This is a genomic window from Nocardiopsis sp. NRRL B-16309 (assembly GCF_001279585.1).
In the GTDB taxonomy this organism is placed as follows: Bacteria; Actinomycetota; Actinomycetes; order Streptosporangiales; family Streptosporangiaceae; genus Nocardiopsis.
Map to the genome: position 1 here is coordinate 1 of NZ_LGEC01000058.1, position 18,311 is coordinate 18,311.

The 18,311-nt window shown below is 72.2% G+C and carries 10 protein-coding genes and 1 riboswitch; of the genes, 4 read left to right on the forward strand and 6 right to left on the reverse strand.

Annotation, left to right across the window (positions count from 1 at the left end):
- Positions 1–211: 211 nt before the first annotated feature.
- The 6 genes from ADL05_RS06740 to ADL05_RS06765 all read right to left on the reverse strand — a co-directional run bounded on the left by ADL05_RS06740 (position 212) and on the right by ADL05_RS06765 (position 9,434).
- Entirely contained in the window at positions 212–2,620 is a 2,409-nt protein-coding gene (locus ADL05_RS06740; RefSeq protein WP_231640636.1) for a protein kinase, read from the reverse strand.
- 371 nt (positions 2,621–2,991) lie between these two features.
- Positions 2,992–3,792 carry an enoyl-CoA hydratase/isomerase family protein gene (locus ADL05_RS06745; protein ID WP_231640637.1) on the reverse strand — a complete coding sequence of 267 codons (801 nt, stop codon included), beginning with the start codon at positions 3,790–3,792 and terminating at the stop codon, positions 2,992–2,994.
- Positions 3,793–3,838: 46 nt separating this feature from the next.
- Entirely contained in the window at positions 3,839–4,609 is a 771-nt protein-coding gene (locus ADL05_RS06750; protein WP_053616178.1) for an energy-coupling factor transporter transmembrane component T, read from the reverse strand.
- 260 nt (positions 4,610–4,869) lie between these two features.
- Positions 4,870–6,414, reverse strand: a complete 1,545-nt coding sequence (locus tag ADL05_RS06755) for an ABC transporter ATP-binding protein (protein ID WP_369800900.1) — start codon at positions 6,412–6,414, stop codon at positions 4,870–4,872.
- A gap of 2 nt (positions 6,415–6,416) precedes the next feature.
- Positions 6,417–7,028: an ECF transporter S component gene (locus tag ADL05_RS06760; RefSeq protein ID WP_053616002.1), complete on the reverse strand. Its 612-nt coding sequence runs from the start codon at positions 7,026–7,028 to the stop codon at positions 6,417–6,419.
- A 101-nt stretch (positions 7,029–7,129) separates the two neighbouring features.
- Positions 7,130–7,237: riboswitch (TPP riboswitch) on the reverse strand.
- A 64-nt stretch (positions 7,238–7,301) separates the two neighbouring features.
- The gene (locus tag ADL05_RS06765) at positions 7,302–9,434 is read right to left on the reverse strand and encodes a transglycosylase domain-containing protein (RefSeq protein WP_053616003.1); all 2,133 of its coding nucleotides are present in this window, start codon (positions 9,432–9,434) and stop codon (positions 7,302–7,304) included.
- Between the two features lie 750 nt (positions 9,435–10,184).
- Between ADL05_RS06765 and ADL05_RS06770 the strand changes: the two genes are divergently transcribed.
- The 4 genes from ADL05_RS06770 to glgB all read left to right on the forward strand — a co-directional run bounded on the left by ADL05_RS06770 (position 10,185) and on the right by glgB (position 18,104).
- Positions 10,185–12,155 carry an alpha-1,4-glucan--maltose-1-phosphate maltosyltransferase gene (locus tag ADL05_RS06770; protein ID WP_053616004.1) on the forward strand — a complete coding sequence of 657 codons (1,971 nt, stop codon included), beginning with the start codon at positions 10,185–10,187 and terminating at the stop codon, positions 12,153–12,155.
- A gap of 89 nt (positions 12,156–12,244) precedes the next feature.
- Entirely contained in the window at positions 12,245–14,281 is a 2,037-nt protein-coding gene (treS, locus tag ADL05_RS06775) for a maltose alpha-D-glucosyltransferase (protein ID WP_053616005.1), read from the forward strand.
- Between the two features lies 1 nt (position 14,282).
- Complete coding sequence (locus ADL05_RS06780) at positions 14,283–15,761, forward strand: phosphotransferase (RefSeq protein WP_053616006.1); 1,479 nt, start codon at positions 14,283–14,285, stop codon at positions 15,759–15,761.
- Between the two features lie 192 nt (positions 15,762–15,953).
- Positions 15,954–18,104: a 1,4-alpha-glucan-branching protein gene (gene glgB / locus ADL05_RS06785; RefSeq protein WP_394324832.1), complete on the forward strand. Its 2,151-nt coding sequence runs from the start codon at positions 15,954–15,956 to the stop codon at positions 18,102–18,104.
- The last annotated feature ends 207 nt before the right edge of the window (positions 18,105–18,311 follow it).

Consider the following 18,311-nt stretch of genomic DNA (forward strand, 5'->3'; position numbering starts at 1 on the left):
GAGGCCCAAAGCAAGCACAGCGAGGGCGCCGACGGGTCCTGGAGCGGCTGGAGGTGCACTCCCGAGGAACGAGGGCGTGCACCGCAAGGCGCGAAGCCCTCGTCCCAAAGGCGCCCGACCACGGGGCCGAAGCAGGAAGGACTGCGCCGCAGGCGTCCGTTGAGGGTGGTGGCGGGCGACGGCGTGGGCACGAGCGGAGGCCCCAGAGAACTTAGGAGAACCAGTCCGACGGGCCCTGGAGCGGTCCGAACTCCCATACGGGAGCGGCGGTGAGACCGATGGACAGGATCAGCATCGTCAGCAGGACGATGCCCACGATCACGGCGATGTAGAGGTACAGGTTGCGGAACCTGACCCGCTCCACCAGCCACACCGCCTGGTGCCGCGCCTCGCGGCCGCTCGGCATGATGTAGCTGAGCAGGATCGTCACGAAGATCGCGAAGCCGCCGGTGTAGTTCGCGCCCTCGTTCGGCACGTCCATGAGGGACGCGTAGACCATGCCGACCAGGATGCCCGCCAGCAGGTACACCAGCCCGAACCCGATCGTGCGCAGCACGCTGCGGCCGAAGGCCACCGGATAGCTCAGCACCATCATCACGGCGTCGGAGGGGCCCGGACCGCGCTTCTGCACGCGCTCGGCCTGCTGGATCTTGACCTTGTCCAGGGCGCTGAGCCCCGCGATCATCACGATCCCCAGGATGACGCCGAACCACGGGAACCACAGCGCCACACCGGCGAGCGAGACCATGATGGGGATCAGCACGAGCGGATGCATCCGCCAGGCCGCTTCCTCGTACTCATCGTCGTCGTACTCGTCGTCCCCGCCGCGGAAGTAGTCGCCGAGCCGGTCGTGGCTGCCGCGGCGGAACCGGTTCAGCAGGCCGCCGCGCCGTTCCTCCCCGTACCCGTCGTCGTACTCGTCGTCGAACTCCCGTGTCCGGCCGGAGCGCGTACCGTCGTCGACCGGGGTGAGGATGTCGCCGAAGTCGCCCTTGGACAGCGGCGTGTTGAAGAACTGGGTCTGCGGCGCCTGGTTGGCGTAGTCGTCCTCGTACTCGTCCACGCGCTCGCGCCCGTTCTCGACGGGGTCGATCATCATCGTCCCCTGCGGGTCCTCGCGCTCGACCGGAGCGCCGGGCCGGATGCGCTGGGTGCCCGCGACGTCGTCGCCGCCGACGGGGTCGATCATCATCGTGCCCTGCGGGTCCTCCAGGTCGTCGGAGCCGACCGGGCTGATGCGCTGGGTCCCCGCGTCGGGACCGCCGACCGGCTCCTGCCGCGCGCCCCAGGCCGGGCGCCCGCCGGACAGGTCGTCGGTGGCCTCCTCGTCCTGCCACCCGGTGGCCGCGCGCCGCCCGCCGGACAGGTCGTCCGTGGCGTCGTCGTCGGTCTGCCACCCGGTGGGCGCGCGTCGCGCACCCGACAGGTCGTCGGTCGCCTCGTCGTCCGCGTTCCAGCCGCCCGAACGGGCGGCGTGCGTACGCGGCTGCTCCGCGGGCACCGACCAGGCGGCGGCCGTGTGCGACGGGTTGGGTCCGCTGGCCGAGTGCGAGGGCCCCCAGCCCTCGCTGCCCCGGGCTCCGTGGCTGGCCAGGTATCCCGCGGCCCCGCCCAGAGCGGCACCGGCGGCTCCCGCCGCCCCCGCCCCGCCGACACCGCGCCCGCGACCGTCGGAACCCGACGACGCACCGGCCCCGCCGCTGGCGGCCGGGCCGTGGCCGGCCGCCGGGCCGACGACGGTGTGGTTGCCGGTCAGCCCCGTCGGGCCCGCACCGGGGTCCTCGGTCCACGGCAGGTCGAGGTTGAGCCGGCCCGTCTCGGCGACGAGTTCGGCGGCGGTCGGGCGCTGGCGCATGCTCCGCGAGACCGCGCGGGTGACCAGCGGACGGAGTGCCTCGTGCATCCCCTCCATGTCGATCTCGCCGTTGAGGATGCGGAAGAAGATCACCTCGAAGGAGCCCGAGCCGTAGGGCGGGCGTCCGGTGGAGGCGAAGGCGACCGTGCCGCCCCAGGCGTGGATGTCCGTGGCCGGACCCAGGTCCGTGCCTTCGATGACCTCGGGCGACAGGTAGCTGGGCGTACCGACGAACGTGCCGGTCTGGGTCAGCTTGGCGCCGTCGACGGCGTGCGCGATGCCGAAGTCGATGACGATCGGCTCACCGTTGGAGATGATGACGTTGCCGGGCTTGAGGTCGCGGTGGATCACGTCCACCGCGTGGATGTCCTTGATCGCCCGGGCCAGTCCGGTGATGAAGCGGGTCAGAGCGCGGCCTCGCAGGGGACCGTGGTCGGTGACGGTCGCGTCCAGCGTGGGGCCGGGGATGTACTCGGTGACCACCCAGGGCAGCTCGGCCTGCGTGTCCGCGTCGATGACCTCGGCCACGTTGGGGCTCTGCACGCTGCGCATGGTCTCGACCTCGCGCGCGAGGCGGGCCCGCGCGATGTGGTCGCCGGCGACCTCGGGCTTGAGGACCTTCAGCGCCACGAACTGCTCGGTCCGGGGGTCCTCGGCCTGGTACACCACGCCCATGCCGCCCTGGCCGATGCGGCGGCGGATCACGTAGTGGCCGATGCGCTCCGGCAGCTCCTCGCCCGTGGGGAAACCTGCCGACATTGCCATCGAGAACTCATCCCCTCAAAAGACCGCATACCGCCACGTCCAGCTTATCGGCCGGGGGGATGGGTCAACCTTGGCTTGTGCGGCCCGTCCAGGGCCGTGGTGGTCTTCCGGGCCCACCGGGAGGTGGGGGCTCCGGCGACCGCTCCGTCCTCGGACGGCCACCACGAGTATGACGGAAAATCCGCCCCTGCGGTTCCCGTGCGGGGTGGTGCCCCCGGCCGGAACCGGCCGTCGGGCCGACCGCGGGCGGCGCCCGGATCGTCCCGACGGTCTCGATCATGCCAAAAACAGCGGAATCCGACGAGTGGGCGGGTGTGGGGAGGGTCGCACCGTGCCACCGCACGGCCCGACCCCCGGTCCCGCACGGCCGGTCAGCGCCCCTGGAAGGTCGCCTTGCCCGGCCCCTGCTCGATGAAGCTGCGCATCCCGGTCTTCTGGTCCTCCGTGGCGAACAGCCCGGAGAACTGCAGCCGCTCGATCTCCAGGCCGGTGTCCAGGTCGGTCTCCAGCCCGCGGTCCACGGCCTCCTTGGCGGCGGCCAGGGCCACCGCGGGGCCGTCCGTGTACCGGGCGGCCATCGCCATCCCCGCGGAGTAGACCTCCGCGTCGGGGACGACCTCGTCCACCAGGCCGATCCGCAGCGCCTCCTCGGCGCGCACGTGCCGGCCGCTGAAGATCATCTCCTTGGCCCGCGCCGGCCCCACCAGGCGCGGCAGGCGCTGGGTACCGCCCGCGCCGGGGATGACGCCCAGCTGGATCTCCGGCTGGCCGAGCCGGGCCTTCTCGCCCGCCACGCGGAAGTCCGCGCACAGGGCCAGCTCGCAGCCGCCGCCCAGCGCGTACCCGCTGATCGCCGCCACGACGGGCTTGGGGATCCGGGCCACGGAGGTCAGGGCGTTCTGCAGCGCCCGGGAGTACTCCAGCATCTGCGCGTGGGTCAGCTCCGCCATCTCCTTGATGTCGGCACCGGCCACGAACGCGCGCTCGCCGCCGTAGAGCAGCACGGCGCGCACGGAGGCGTCGGCCGCCACCCGGGTCGCGGCGACCGCGATCTCTCCCGTCACCTGGCCGTTCAGCGCGTTCAGGGCCTTGGGCCGGTCGATGCGCACGACGGCCACGGCCGGGTGGTCCGGATCGGTCTCCACCCGCACGAACTCGCCCACGAGCTCCACCTCTTCACCTTCGACGACTGTGTCCCTGGCTGTCCTACCACCCGGGTCACGAGAACAGCAGCACCAGGGTGCCCAGCCGCGCGGAGCAGGCGTAGGCCGCCGCCAGCAGGAGCACCGACCCGGCGATCAGCAGCGTGTCGGCCGCCCGCCAGCGGCTGCGGCGCGCGTGCGAGCGCGGCCCGGTGCCGAAGGCCCGGGCGTCCATGGCCGTGGCCAGCAGGGTCCCGGTCCGGATGGAGCGCACCAGCAGCGCGAACAGCCGCCCGAAGAACAGCCGCACCACCGCCACCGGGTTCGCTCCGGCCTCCAGACCGCGCGCCCGCCTGGCCAGGGTGATGGTCCGCCACTGGTGGGCGAGCAGCGGGATGAGGCGCAGGGCCGCCAGCACCCCCATGGCCGGGCGCTCCGGCAGCCGGAGCCGCTGCACGAGGCCGTCGGACGTCTCCGTGGGGTCACTGCTGACCGCCGCGAGCAGCCCGGGCAGGGCGATCGCGAGCAGCCGGACCGCCGCGCCCACCGCTCCGGAGAGGCCCTCCTCGCCGTAGAGGTAGTTGACCGCTCCGCTGGACAGGCCCATGAGGACGAAGGGGCCGCCCAGGACGAGCAGCGTGCGCCGGTCGATCCCGCTGAACGGGACCACCAGCACGACGGCGGCCAGCACCACGCCACCGGTCACCGCGTCCACGGCCGGGACGAGTCCCAGGGCCAGCACCAGCGCGGCGAGCAGTTTGGCGGCCGGGTTCAGCCCGGTCAGCCAGGCGCGGGCACCGGTGTGCCCGGGGCCGCCCAGGGCGGGCGCGCCCGCCTCGCCCCGCACGTCCGGCGGTGCGGCCTCCTCGTCCGGTACGTCCCGCGCGACGGGCACGGCCCCGGTGTCCGACGCGGCGTCCGAGCCCGGTGTGCCCCCCGCGCGCGACGAGGCTTCTGGGCCCCACGACCCTTCTGGGCCCGACGCGGTTCCGGATCCCGGATCGCGCCCTGGGGCCGAGGAAATCCCTGTGTCGGGCGCGGCCCCGGTGTCCGAAGCGGCGTCCGAGCCCGGTGTGCCCCCCGCGTCCGGCCGGATCGCCCTTCCCCTCATCGGTCCTCCTCCGCCGCGGTGGCCGCGGCCGGCTCCGGGTCCGCCACGGCCCGGCCGTCGGCCACCCGCACGCGCGTGTCCGCGAACCGGCGCAGCAGCAGTTCGTCGTGGGTCGCCATCACCACGGCACGGCCCTGGGCGCGCAGGGCGCCCAGCAGCTCGACGAGTTCGGTCCACGTCCGGGTGTCCTGCCCGAAGGTGGGCTCGTCCAGCACCAGGACGTCCGGCGCCCGGCTCGGGCCCGAGCTGAGCGCCGTGGCCACCGACAGCCGCCGCTTCTCCCCGCCCGAGAGGGTGTAGGGATGCACGTCGGCCAGCGCGGTCAGCCGCAGCCGCTCCAGCAGCTCGTCCACCCACGCCGCGGTCTCGGCCTCACCCGCCCCGGCCCGCCGCGGGGCGAACCTCAGCTCGTCGCGCACGGTGGTGGTGACGAACTGGTCCTCCGCGTGCTGGAACACGGTCCCCACGTGCCGGGCGAGCCGCCGGGCGGGCCAGCGCCGCAGCGGGCGCCGGTCCGCCTCCGCCAGCGGCCCGCGCGGCAGCACGGACCCGCGGTGCGGCTTGGCCAGTCCGGCCAACAGGGTCAGCAGGGTGGACTTGCCCGCCCCGTTGGGGCCGGTGAGCGCGGTCGCCGTCCCGGCCCTCACCTCCAGGTCGACGCCGGAGAACACCGTGCGCGGGGGCCCGGAGCCGACGCCCAGCTCCGGGGGCGTGCGCGCGGCGGCCCCGACCGCGGCCAGCACGCCCGCGCCGCCCGGTGCCGGGTCCAGCCGGGGCTCCGGTTCGGCGCCGGGCACCCACACGCCCTGCTCGGCCAGTGACCGGCCGTGCTCGGCGAACACCGCGTCCGGCGCGCCGTCGGCGACGACGCCGCCGCCCGGTTCCACCACCACGACCCGGTCGACGAGGCCGACGACCTCGGCGACCCGGTGCTCGACCAGCACCAGGGTGGCCTCGGTCGCGGCGAGGACGCGGGCCAGGACCGCCCGTACCAGGGCGGCGCCCGCCGGGTCGAGGTTGGCGGTCGGCTCGTCCAGGAGCAGCAGGCGGGGCCGCATCGCCAGCGCGCCGGCGATGACCAGGCGCTGCTTCTCGCCCCCGGACAGGGCGCCGGTGGAGTGGCGCGGCCCGTACGGGAAGCCGACGTCGGCCATCGCCCGCTCCACCCGCGGCCAGATCAGCGCCGGGTCCACCCCGAGGTTCTCCGGCCCGAAGGCGACGTCGTCGCCCGCCCGGGCCATCACCAGCTGGGTCTCGGGGTCCTGGCTGACGAGGGCGGCTCCGCCCCGGCGGCGGTCGGCGGGGCCGCCGTCCACGCGCAGGACGCCCTCCTGGTCGCCGCTGATGGCGCTGTCGGCGCCGGTCAGCCCGGCCAGCGAGTGCAGCAGGGTGGACTTGCCCGCGCCGGAGGCGCCGAGCAGGAGCACCCGCTCCCCCGGTTCGATGACCAGGTCCACGCCCCGCAGGGCGTACGACTCCCGGCCGGAGTGCCGCCAGCCCCATCCGGCGAGCTCGACGCGCGCGCCCTGGGCCCGCTCCACGCTCAGTCCCTGGCCGACGGGAAGGGAGCCAGCGCGCCCGACTTGGCCAGGGCCGTGGTGAGCAGGCGGGCGCCGACGCCCGCGATGACGGCGGCGCTGAGGATGACGATCAGGCCGTAGGCGAGCTTCAGGTCGAGCGACCAGGTGACGTTGTAGGTGAGGTTGTCGCGGATCGCGGGCGAGATCCCGGCGACGGCGGCGGCCAGGACGGCCACGCCCATGCCCCAGCGCCGGTAGCCGAAGGCGAGGAAGACCAGCTCGGGCAGGATCCCCTGCAGTGTGCCGTCGAGGATCACCATGACGCCCCACTGGGTGCCCAGCACCGCGGAGACGGACGCGGCGGCGATCGCGGTGAGCAGGGCGGCGCCGGGCTTGCGGATGATCAGGCCGCCCAGCACGCCGGAGATCAGCCACATGCCGTAGATGACCGCCTGTCCCGGGGGGAAGGCGACGAACAGCGGCGCGGTGATCGTCCAGAGGATGTTCCAGGCCCAGAAGACCACGCCGATGGCGACGCCGATGACGGCGGCCACGACGATGTCGACCGTGCGCCAGCTGCGGAGCCGGAGCAGGACGTCCTGCCAGAAGCCCGGGGTCTCGGTCTCGGTGCTCATGTCGGGGTGTCCCTTCGTTGGGGGGACGAGGGGCCCTTCCGGGGCACGCGGCGTCCGCCGCGCGCACCCTGGCCAAGAGCGCCACCGCGAACGTGCCGTCGGTGGCGGTTCTTACGACTTCCTTCGCTGGCATGACCCAGATCAGGTGTGTAAGGGTCTGCGGCCCTGTGCCGCACTCTCAGCGCTCGCGCGCTCCCCTGTCGGTTGGTCCCAGTATGGGGCATGAACGGCCGGATCGCCGCATGTCACCCCCGATTCGTGCCGCGGGACCCCTCAGGTGCCCTCCGTACCGCCGTCGCCGTCACCGTCGGCCCGGGGCTCGGGCCGGTCCGCGTCGGGGTCGCCGAAGTCCGACGGTGACTTGGGGAAGGACTTCTCGGGCAGGCCGGCCGTCGCCTCCCGCATGGTCTCCTGCCAGATGGGTCCGGGCAGGGTCCCGCCGTAGACGATCCCGTAGTAGCGGTCGCCGATCCGCACGCCCTGGAGCGGGTTCTGCTCGCCGCCCCGCAGGTCGCCGACGGCCACCGCCGCGGCCAGGTTGGGCGTGTACCCGGCGAACCACGCGTAGGCGGCGCTGTCGGTGGTACCGGTCTTGCCCGCCGCCGGGCGGCCGATGTCCAGACCGTTGGCGGTACCTCCCTTGAAGGTCTGCTGGAGCAGGTGGCTGACGCCGTCTGCGACCTTCCGGTCCACGGCGTCCTCCTCGCAGGTGTTGCCGACCACGATCCGTCCGGCGTCCGGATCCACGGGGTTCTCCGAGACGACCTCCACGGGGCGGGGCTCGCAGCGGGTGCCGTGGGCCGCGAAGGTGGCGTAGGCGTTGGCCACGGTGAGCGGGGAGACCTCCTGGTCGCCCAGGGTGAAGGAGCTCCACACGCCCAGGGGCTCACCGTCGGCGCGCGCGATCCCGGCGCTCTCGGCCATCCGCGAGGTCTCGCACAGGCCCACGCGCTTCTGCAGCTGGGCGAAGTAGGTGTTCACCGACCCCTTGGTCCCGCTGATCATGTTGTGCCGGCCCGCGCTGCTCTCCCCGGCGTTGCGGACGTCCCAGCCCGACATCCGGCCGCCGTCGCAGTTGCGCAGCCCGTCGACGGTCATGGTCTTGGGCGCGGAGAAGCTCGTGCCGTAGCCGAGCCCGGCGTCCAGCGCCGCCGCCAGGGTGAACGCCTTGAACGTCGAACCCGCCTGGTAGCCGTGCGAGCCCCCGTCCTCGTGGTCCACCGCGAGGTTGATGGAGGTCGTGTCGGAGTCCTCCTCGTCGAAGCCGTAGCGCAGGTTCTGCGCCAGCGCCCGGACCTTGCCGTTGCCCGGCTCCACGACCGCCTCGGCGGCGAACTTCGGCGCGGCGTCGGGCGGGACGTGCCGGTCCACGGCCTCCTGGGCGGCCGTCTGCGCGTCGCGGTCCAGGGTCGTGCGCACGGTGAACCCGCCCTGTTCCAGGGTGCGGTTCCGCTGCTCCTCGGTCTCGCCGAGGATGTCGGAGTTCTCCAGCCAGCGCATGACGTAGTCGCAGAAGAACGGGTAGTCGCTGCTGTAGCAGCTGCCCCCGCGCTCGGTGGGCTCCAGGTCCAGCCCGGTGCCCTTGTACTCCTCGGCCTCCTCTGCGGTGAGGTCACCGGTGTCGGCCATCCGGTCGAGCACCGTGTTGCGGCGCTCGATCGCGGCGTCGGGGTTGGCCAGCGGGTCGTAGTAGGAGGGTCCGCGCACGAGGCCGACCAGCAGCGCGGCCTGGGCCGGGCCGAGGTCGGCGGCGGGGACGGAGAAGTAGCGCCGGGCGGCGATCTCGATGCCGTGCGCCCCCGAACCGAAGTACGAGAGGTTGAGGTAGCCCTCCATGATCTCGTCCTTGGTCATGCGCTCCTCGATGCCCATGGTGTGGCGCAGCTCGACGAGTTTGCGCCCGACCGTGCGCTCGTTGGCGCGGGCCAGTTCCTCCTCGGTGTCGGCGTTCTCGATCAGGAGGTTCTTCACGTACTGCTGGGTGATGGTGGACCCGCCCTGGAGGTCGCCCTGGGCGGTGCGCACGAGCGCGCGCAGGACGCCGCGCAGGTCCAGGCCGTTGTGCTCGTAGAAGCGCTCGTCCTCGATCGCCATGAGCGCCGCCGGGACCCACGGGCTGATCTCGTCCAGGCCGACCAGGTCGCGCTCGCGTTCGGCGACCTCGGCGATCGGCCGGCCGTCGGCGTCGGTGAGCAGGATCCGCTCCGACAGGGGCGGGGGCTCCAGGTCGGCGGGCAGGGCCATGAACGCCGACGCCACGTCCCGTCCGACCAGGCCGGCCGCGCCCACCCACGGTAGGACGAGTGAGGCGCACAGCACTCCGGCCAGCGCCGCGACCCCCGTCAGCCGCAGGAGCGCGGCCGCCCGGGTCTCCTCGCGTGCTCCGTCACCACTGGACTCGGTCACGTCTCCCCCTCGGCGCCGTGCCTGCCGGTTCCGCGTGAGGCGGAACGCACTGCCCCGACCACCCTCCCCGGCGGGCCGCAAAGGGAGTCCTGCTCGTTCCCGCGTGTTGTCGAAAAGCTTCACAAATCAACGGCAAAGCGCACAGATCGTGCATCCGCTGACAGTCCGCACGAAACAGACTCTTCAATAACTCGACATCAAGAGGAATCGACGCGGACGACACCCCCGTGTACGCGTCGGCGCCGAAACCAGGGTCATCGACCGCACCCCGAGTCTGATCGATCGTTCGAGCCCCGGCGGCCCGTCCGGAATGACGCGCGACCCTCGACGTCGGCATTTGGTCATCCCTACCCAGCCGCACGCTCCTCGCAACCCGGTGGTTGAGTTTTCCGACTTTTCGCGAGAAGGAATACAAAAACAACCACAGAGACACCTGAATCTGGTGCAGCCCTATGCCCGATTTGAGAGGTTTACATGGCAGAAACCCGTCAAATACCAGCTCCGAGCCTTGGCGACCAGTGTGATGAGGATCACATTAATTATTCGGCCCCGACGCTCCGCCAAACCCCATGAGAGGGCAGACGATAGAGAGCGGAGGGCGCCGAAGCCGCAATCCGGACAGGTGTTGTTCCGGACCCTTCGTTAACTCCGGCTTGCCTTCGATGAAATTCTTGTTATTCGCCTTCCGAATACCGGCATGCCAGCCGAACCAGCCATAACGCCCAAAACATGACAGTTGCGGTGTAATCAGTGATCGGACGCCTTCCCATACTCGGGATCTCTCCAGACAACGACCTAGGACCGGTGAAAGCGGTCCCCGGTGAACGCTTCACCGTGGGAGCGACGGTGATCCGCGAGGGACACGACTCCCTCGCCGCCGGCGTGGTCCTCTACTCACCACAGGGCAAGCGCCGGGAACTCGTTCCCATGCGCGAGGCCGCTCCCGGAACGGACCGCTTCGAGGCCGAGATCAGCCTCCCCTCCGAGGGCACGTGGTCCTTCGCCGTGGAGTCCTGGACCGACCCCTTCACGACCTGGCGGCGGACCGCCCGGATCAAGCTGCCGCTGGGCCAGGACACGGACCTCGTCCTGGAGGAGGGCGCCCGCCTGCTGGCCCGCGCCGGCCGCCGCGTGCCCCGCAGGCCCGCCCTGGCCAGGGCGGCGGCCGTCCTTCGCGATGACTCCCTGGCCCCGGTGGACCGCCTGGCGGCCGCCCTGACCGACGAGGTCCTGGCCGAGATGGAGCGCGCTCCCGTGCGAGAGCTCGTCACCAGGTCCAAGCGGCGCAGCGTCGTCGTGCACCGCGAGCGCGCCCTGTTCGGCTCCTGGTACGAGTTCTTCCCGCGCTCGGAGGGCGCCCAGGTGGACACCGCACCGGGCCAGGAGCGCTCGGGCACCTTCCGGACCGCCGCCAAGCGCCTGCCGGCCATCGCCGACATGGGCTTCGACGTCGTCTACCTGCCGCCGATCCACCCGGTGGGCACCACCCACCGCAAGGGCCGCAACAACGCCCTGAAGGCCGGGCCGGGCGAGCCCGGATCGGTGTGGGCGATCGGTTCGGCCGACGGCGGCCACGACGCCGTCCACCCGGACCTGGGCACCCTGGACGACTTCGACGCCTTCGTCTCCGAGGCGGCCGAACACGGCCTGGAGGTGGCGCTCGACCTGGCCCTGCAGTGCTCGCCCGACCACCCGTGGGTCACCGAGCACCCCGAGTGGTTCGCGCACCGCGTGGACGGCTCCATCGCCTACGCCGAGAACCCGCCGAAGAAGTACCAGGACATCTACCCGCTCAGCTTCGACACCGACTTCGACGGCCTGTACGCCGAGGTCCTGCGGGTCGTCCGGCACTGGATCGACCACGGAGTGCGCATCTTCCGCGTCGACAACCCGCACACCAAGCCGGTGGCGTTCTGGGAGCGGCTGCTCGCCGACGTGGCCCGCGGCCACCCGGACGTGCTGTTCCTGGCCGAGGCGTTCACCCGCCCGGCGATGATGCGGACGCTGGCCAAGGTCGGCTTCCACCAGTCCTACACCTACTTCACCTGGCGCAACAGCCGGGAGGAGATCGAGGACTACCTCACCGAGCTCTCCCAGGAGACCGCCCACTACCTGCGGCCGAACCTGTTCGCCAACACCCCGGACATCCTGCACGCCTACCTCCAGCACGGCGGCCGTCCCGCCTTCGAGGCGCGCGCGGTCCTGGCCTCGACGCTCTCCCCCACCTGGGGCGTCTACTCCGGGTTCGAGCTGTGCGAGAACGTGCCCGCCGCCCCCGGCAGCGAGGAGTACCTCGACTCGGAGAAGTACCAGTACCGCCCGCGGGACTGGGCCGCCGCCGAGGCCGCCGGACACACCCTGAGCGGGCTCATCGGCCGGCTCAACGCGCTGCGCCGCTCCCACCCCGCCCTGCGCGAGCTGCGCAACCTCCGCTTCCACCACGTGGACCGGCCCGAGCTCGTGTGCTTCTCCAAGTACCGCCCCGGCACCGGCCCCGACGAGCCCGACGACCTCGTCATCGTGGTCGTCAACCTCGACCCGCACCACGCCCGCGAGGCGACCGTGCATCTCGACCTACCGTCCATCGGCCGCGACGGGGAGGAGGAACTCGCAGTGACAGACGAGCTGACCGGTCGCTCCTACACCTGGCGCGCCGCCAACTACGTCCGGCTCGACCCGGCGACCGGACCCGCTCACGTGTTCACCGTCAGCGGCAGATAGCGCCCTGGGCGGGGCCGGCGAGACCGGCCCCGCCCGTGCCCGAAACGCCCGTTGATCCGATGTCGAACATTCTTGGTGGGGAGCAGTAGATGAGCAATGACGAGCCCGGACCCGTTCACCACGGTCCGCTCGCCCCAGCCACCGGGGCCGCCACCGGCCCGCTCATGTCATCCGGCGGTACCAGCGATCCCTACTGGTACAAGCACGCCGTCTTCTACGAGGTCCTGGCCCGGGGCTTCTTCGACTCCAACGGCGACGGCACCGGCGACCTCGCCGGGCTGGTGCAGAAACTGGACTACCTCCAGTGGCTCGGCATCGACTGCGTCTGGCTGCTGCCGATGTACGAGTCCCCGCTGCGCGACGGCGGCTACGACATCTCGGACTACTTCAAGATCCTGCCGGAGTTCGGCCGCACGGCCGACTTCGTGGAGCTCCTCGACGAGGCGCACCGGCGCGGGATCCGGGTGATCACCGACCTGGTCATGAACCACACCAGCGACCAGCACCCGTGGTTCAAGGCCTCCCGGGAGGACCCGGAGGGCCCCTACGGCGACTTCTACGTGTGGTCGGACACCGACGACCGCTACGACGAGGCGCGCATCATCTTCGTCGACACCGAGACGTCGAACTGGACCTACGACGACGTGCGCGGCCAGTACTACTGGCACCGGTTCTTCTCCCACCAGCCGGACCTCAACTTCGAGAACCCGGCGGTCCAGGAGGCCATCCTGGAGGTCCTGCGCTACTGGCTCGACCTGGGCATCGACGGCTTCCGCCTGGACGCCGTGCCCTATCTGTACGAGCGCGAGGGCACCAACTGCGAGAACCTCAAGGAGACGCACGAGTTCCTCAAGCGGGTGCGGGCCGAGGTCGACCGCCTCTACCCCGACCGGGTGCTGCTGAGCGAGGCCAACCAGTGGCCCTCGGACGTCGTCGACTACTTCGGCGACTACGAGACCGGCGGCGACGAGTGCCACATGAACTTCCACTTCCCGCTGATGCCGCGGATGTTCATGGCGGTCCGCCAGGAGCAGCGCTTCCCGATCTCGGAGATCCTGGCCCAGACGCCGCCGATCCCCCGCAACTGCCAGTGGGCGATCTTCCTGCGCAACCACGACGAGCTGACCCTGGAGATGGTCACCGACGAGGAGCGGGACTACATGTACGCGGAGTACGCCAAGGAACCCCGCATGCGCGCCAACGTGGGGATCCGCCGGCGGCTGGCACCCCTGCTCGACAACGACCGCAACCAGATCGAGCTGTTCACCGCCCTGCTGCTGTCCCTGCCCGGCTCGCCCGTCCTCTACTACGGCGACGAGATCGGCATGGGCGACAACATCTGGCTGGGCGACCGCGACGCCGTGCGCACGCCGATGCAGTGGAGCGCGGACCGCAACGCCGGGTTCTCGCGCGGCGACCCCGCCCGGCTGTACCTGCCGCTGATCATGGACCCCGTCTACGGCTACCAGGCGCTCAACGTCGAGTCCCAGCGCGACAACCCGGGCTCGCTGCTGCACTGGACGCGCCGGATGATCCAGATCCGCAAGCGCCACCCCGTCTTCGGCACGGGCGAGTTCGCCGAGCTGGAGGCCACGAACCCGAGCGTGCTGGCCTTCATCCGCGCCCACGGCGACGACCGGATGCTGTGCGTGAACAACCTGTCGAGGTTCCCGCAGCCCGTGGAGCTGGACCTGTCCGGCTACGCGGGGGTCGCCCCGGTGGAGTGCGTGGGCGGCGTGCGCTTCCCGGAGATCGGTGAACTGCCCTACCTGCTCACCCTGCCCGGGCACGGCTTCTACTGGTTCCAGCTGCCCGCGGCCACCGGGGCCGCGCCGACCGCGCGCGACGAGGACGGCCTGCCGACCTACGGCCTGCCCGCCGCCGGGGTGAGCCCGCGCCCGGTCTTCGAGGGCCTGTCCGGCCACCCGTCCGGTCCGCCGGCCCGCGACTCGCACCACCGCACACCCACCATGGCGTCCAGCACCCCGAACGGTGACGCGGCCGACCCGCGCGACGGCGCGACCGGGCCCGCCCAGCGTCCCGCCGTCTCCGCTCCGAGCCTCGCGGGGCAGGCGACGGCACACACCGGACGGGATGGTGGCGGGAAGGGAAACAGGCCGTACTGACATGTCGCAACTCGAAGAGCTCCTCGCCGCCTGGCTGCCCCGACAGCGGTGGTTCTCCGGCAAGGGAATCCCCATCCAACAGATCCGGATCGAGAGTCAGCACCGGCTGGTGTCCTCCGGTGCCGGCGGGCCCGATCTGTACCTGCTCGTCGTGCAGGCGGGCCAGCGCGGCCGCAGTTCCCGCTACCAGGTTCTGCTGGGCGCGCGCCCGCCGCGGTCACTTCCTCCGGAACTGGCCGGCGCCGCGATCGGCGTGTGCACGGTGGCGGGCGGACGGCCCCGGGTCGTCTACGACGCCACCCACGACACCGAGCTGACCGGCATGCTCCTGGAGTGCTTCGTCTCCGGGCGTCCGGACGACGACAACGGGCCGGTGCGCTTCCGCACCCTGCCCGGAACGCGGGTGCGCACCGGCGCGCGCGGTCGGCTGCTGACCGGGGAGCAGTCCAACTCCTCCCTGGTCTTCGGCGACGACTACGTCCTCAAGGCGTTCCGCAGACTCTGGCCCGGCCACAACCCTGACCTGGAGCTCAACGTCGCGCTGGCGGGGTCGCCGTACGTGGCTCGCCCCTGCGGCTGGATCGAGGCCGACCTGCCGGGGCACCCGGCTCCGGCCACCCTGGCCCTGCTCCAGGAGTACGTGCCCGGCGCCACCGACGGCTGGGTGCTGGCGACCGCGAACGTGCGGCGCCTACTGGAGGGCGGCGGCGCCCAGCGCGAGTCGGCCTTCCCGCCCGTCTCCCACCATCGCCCCGGGGCGCTACGCGAGGGGATGGGGCATCCACCCTCGACCGAGAGCCTTCGGCTCCAGTCCTTCGCGGAGGAGGCCGAACGCCTGGGCCGCACCACGGCCGAGGTGCACCGCTCCCTGGCGCAGGCCCTGCCCACGGACGTGCTCTCCCCGGCCGCCGCCGCCGAGCTCGCCGACGCGATGGTCGAACGCCTGGCGATGGCCAGCGCGGAGGTCCCCGAGCTCGCCGAGCACGCGCCGCGGGTGCTGGAGGCCTACGCCGACTTCTCCGAGGTGGACGAGCCGCTGCCGATCCAGCGCGTGCACGGCGACTACCACCTGGGACAGGTCATCCGCACCGACTCCACGTGGGTACTGCTGGACTTCGAGGGCGAGCCGACCGTGCCCGTCCGCGACCGGCAGCGGCTCTCCAGCCCGCTGCGGGACGTGGCCGGGATGCTGCGCTCCTTCGACTACGCCGCCGGGTTCCTGCTCGTGGGCCAGCCCGCGGACCCCGAACTGGAGTGGTCGGCCCGGGCGTGGGCGCGGACCAACCGGGAGGCGTTCTGCGCCGGGTACGCCGACGGCGGCGGTCCCGACCCGGACAAGCACCTGACGGTGCTGCGCGCCTTCGAGTTCGACAAGGCCGTGTACGAGGTGCTCTACGAGGCCCACAACCGGCCGGACTGGCTCCGGGTGCCGCTGGAGTCCATCGCCACGGCCGCCGCCGCCCGGCCGGTGCCCGGCTGACCGATGACCGGGAGGACCGCCACGCGGGTGGCGGTCCGTCCCGCACCGCCGTCCCCGCGGACGCCGGCCCCGGCCGCCGTCCGCTCCCGCGCAACCCCGCACCGACACGATCCCGACGGAGCCGATGTGACCTCGCCCCGCAGCCAATCCCGACCGCGCCCGCGTCGACGCACCGCGCCCGACCCCGCGCTCCTGGCCGAACTCGACCGCGTGGTGGACGGACACCACCACGACCCGCACTCCGTGCTGGGCCTGCACGGCCCGACCGGCCGGAACCTGCGGGTCCTGCGCCCGGGCGCCGTGGAGGTGGCCGCCGTGCTGCCCGACGGTGACCGCGCCGAACTCACCCACCTGCACCGCGGCGTGTTCTCCGGGAACGTGCCGCGCGGGACCCGCGACTACCGGGTCGCGGCCCGCTACGAGCCCGGCGGCCCCGAACACGTCACCGCAGACGCCTACCGCTTCGCCCCCACCCTGGGCGAACTCGACCTGCACCTGATCGGCGAGGGCCGGCACGAGGAGCTGTGGCGCGCCCTGGGCGCCAACACCGCCGAGCTGGAGACCCCGATGGGCGAGGTGCCCGGGACGGGCTTCGCGGTGTGGGCGCCCGACGCCCGCGGCGTGCGGCTGATCGGCGACTTCAACTACTGGAGCGGTGTCGCGCACCCCATGCGCAGCCTCGGTTCCAGCGGGGTCTGGGAGCTGTTCCTGCCCGGCGTGGGCGAGGGCGACCTCTACAAGTTCCAGGTGCTGGGGGCCGACGGCCAGTGGCGGGACAAGGCCGACCCCATGGCGCGGCGCACGCAGGTCCCGCCGGCGACCGCGTCCGTGGTCACCTCCTCCGAGCACGTGTGGACCGACCAGGAGTGGATGGCCGAGCGCAAGGGCGTGGAGCCGCACCGGGCCCCGATGAGCGTCTACGAGGTGCACCTCGGGTCGTGGCGGCCGGGTCTGGGCTACACCGAGCTCGCCGAGCAGCTGGTCGAGTACGTGACCGACATGGGGTTCACGCACGTGGAGCTCCTGCCGGTGGCCGGGCACCCCTTCGACGGGTCCTGGGGCTACCAGGTCACCTCCTACTACGCGCCCACCCCGCGGTTCGGCTCGCCGGACGAGTTCCGCCACCTGGTGGACTCGCTGCACAGGGCGGGCGTCGGCGTGTTCCTGGACTGGGTCCCCGCGCACTTCCCCAAGGACGAGTGGGCGCTGGCCCGCTTCGACGGGTCGGCGCTGTACGAGCACCCGGACCCTCGGCGCGGTGAGCACCCGGACTGGGGGACGCTCATCTTCAACTACGGGCGCACGGAGGTCCGCAACTTCCTGGTCGCCAACGCCCTGTACTGGCTGGAGGAGTTCCACATCGACGGGCTGCGCGTGGACGCGGTGGCCTCGATGATCTACCTGGACTACTCGCGTGACTCCGACCAGTGGGAGCCCAACGTCTTCGGCGGGCGGGAGAACCTGGAGGCGATCGACTTCCTCAAGGAGCTCAACACGACCGTCTACCGGCGCAACCCGCACGTGGCGATGATCGCGGAGGAGTCCACCGCCTACACGGGCGTGACGCGGCCGGTCGACATGGGCGGGCTGGGCTTCGGCCTGAAGTGGAACATGGGGTGGATGCACGACTCCCTGGAGTACGTGAAGAAGGAGCCGGTCCACCGCAAGTACCACCACAACGACATCACGTTCTCGATGGTCTACGCCTACAGCGAGAACTACGTGCTGCCGCTGTCGCACGACGAGGTCGTGCACGGCAAGCAGTCGCTGTTCAACAAGCCGCCCGGCGACGAGTGGCAGCGCTCGGCGACGCTGCGGGCCCTGCTCGCGTTCATGTGGTCGCACCCGGGCAAGCAGCTGCTGTTCATGGGCGGGGAGATCGCCCAGGGCGACGAGTGGTCGCACGACCAGGGCGTGCCGTGGTGGCTGGTGCAGTTCGAGCACCACGCGGGCGTCCAGCGTCTGGTCAGAGCGCTCAACGCCGCCTACCGGCCGCGCCCGGCCCTGTGGTCCCTCGACACCGACCCGGCGGGGTTCCGCTGGCTGGACGGGGGCGACCACGAGGGCAACACGCTCACCTACCTGCGGCACGGCGAGGACGGCTCGGTGCTGGCCTGCGGCGTGAACTTCTCTCCGGTCCCGCGCCCCGAGCGCCGCGTGGGCCTGCCCGCCGGGGGCCGGTGGGAGTCGGTGCTCAACACCGACGACCCGCGTTTCGGCGGTTCGGGCTTCCCAGCGCCGGTCCGCGTCGAGGCGGAGGAGGTGCCCTGGGACGGCCAGCCCTTCTCGGCGGAGATCGCCCTGCCGCCGCTGGGCGCGGTGTGGTTCGAGCCCGAGCGCTAGAGAGTCACGGTAGCGTAACGCCGAGTTGAAGGAGACCGTTGCCTGGGCGGGGAGCAGACCCGCCCAGGTGAACGGAGTCTCCATGGTTGTCCAGGCTTCCTTCTCCCTCCCTTTCACCGTGTGTATCTCGGGCACGTAGCGAGTGCGCCTCCCGGTCGCGACCGGAGAGCCGCCCGGCGCCCCGGGCGCCGGCCCCAAGCGAACGGG

Coding starts and splice junctions, on each gene's coding strand:
- ADL05_RS06780 (WP_053616006.1), top strand. CDS start 14,283: ATGTCGCAACTCGAAGAGCTCCTCGCCGCCTGGCTGCCCCGACAGCGG.
- ADL05_RS06760 (WP_053616002.1), bottom strand. CDS start 7,028: ATGAGCACCGAGACCGAGACCCCGGGCTTCTGGCAGGACGTCCTGCTC.
- treS (WP_053616005.1), top strand. CDS start 12,245: ATGAGCAATGACGAGCCCGGACCCGTTCACCACGGTCCGCTCGCCCCA.
- ADL05_RS06740 (WP_231640636.1), bottom strand. CDS start 2,620: ATGGCAATGTCGGCAGGTTTCCCCACGGGCGAGGAGCTGCCGGAGCGC.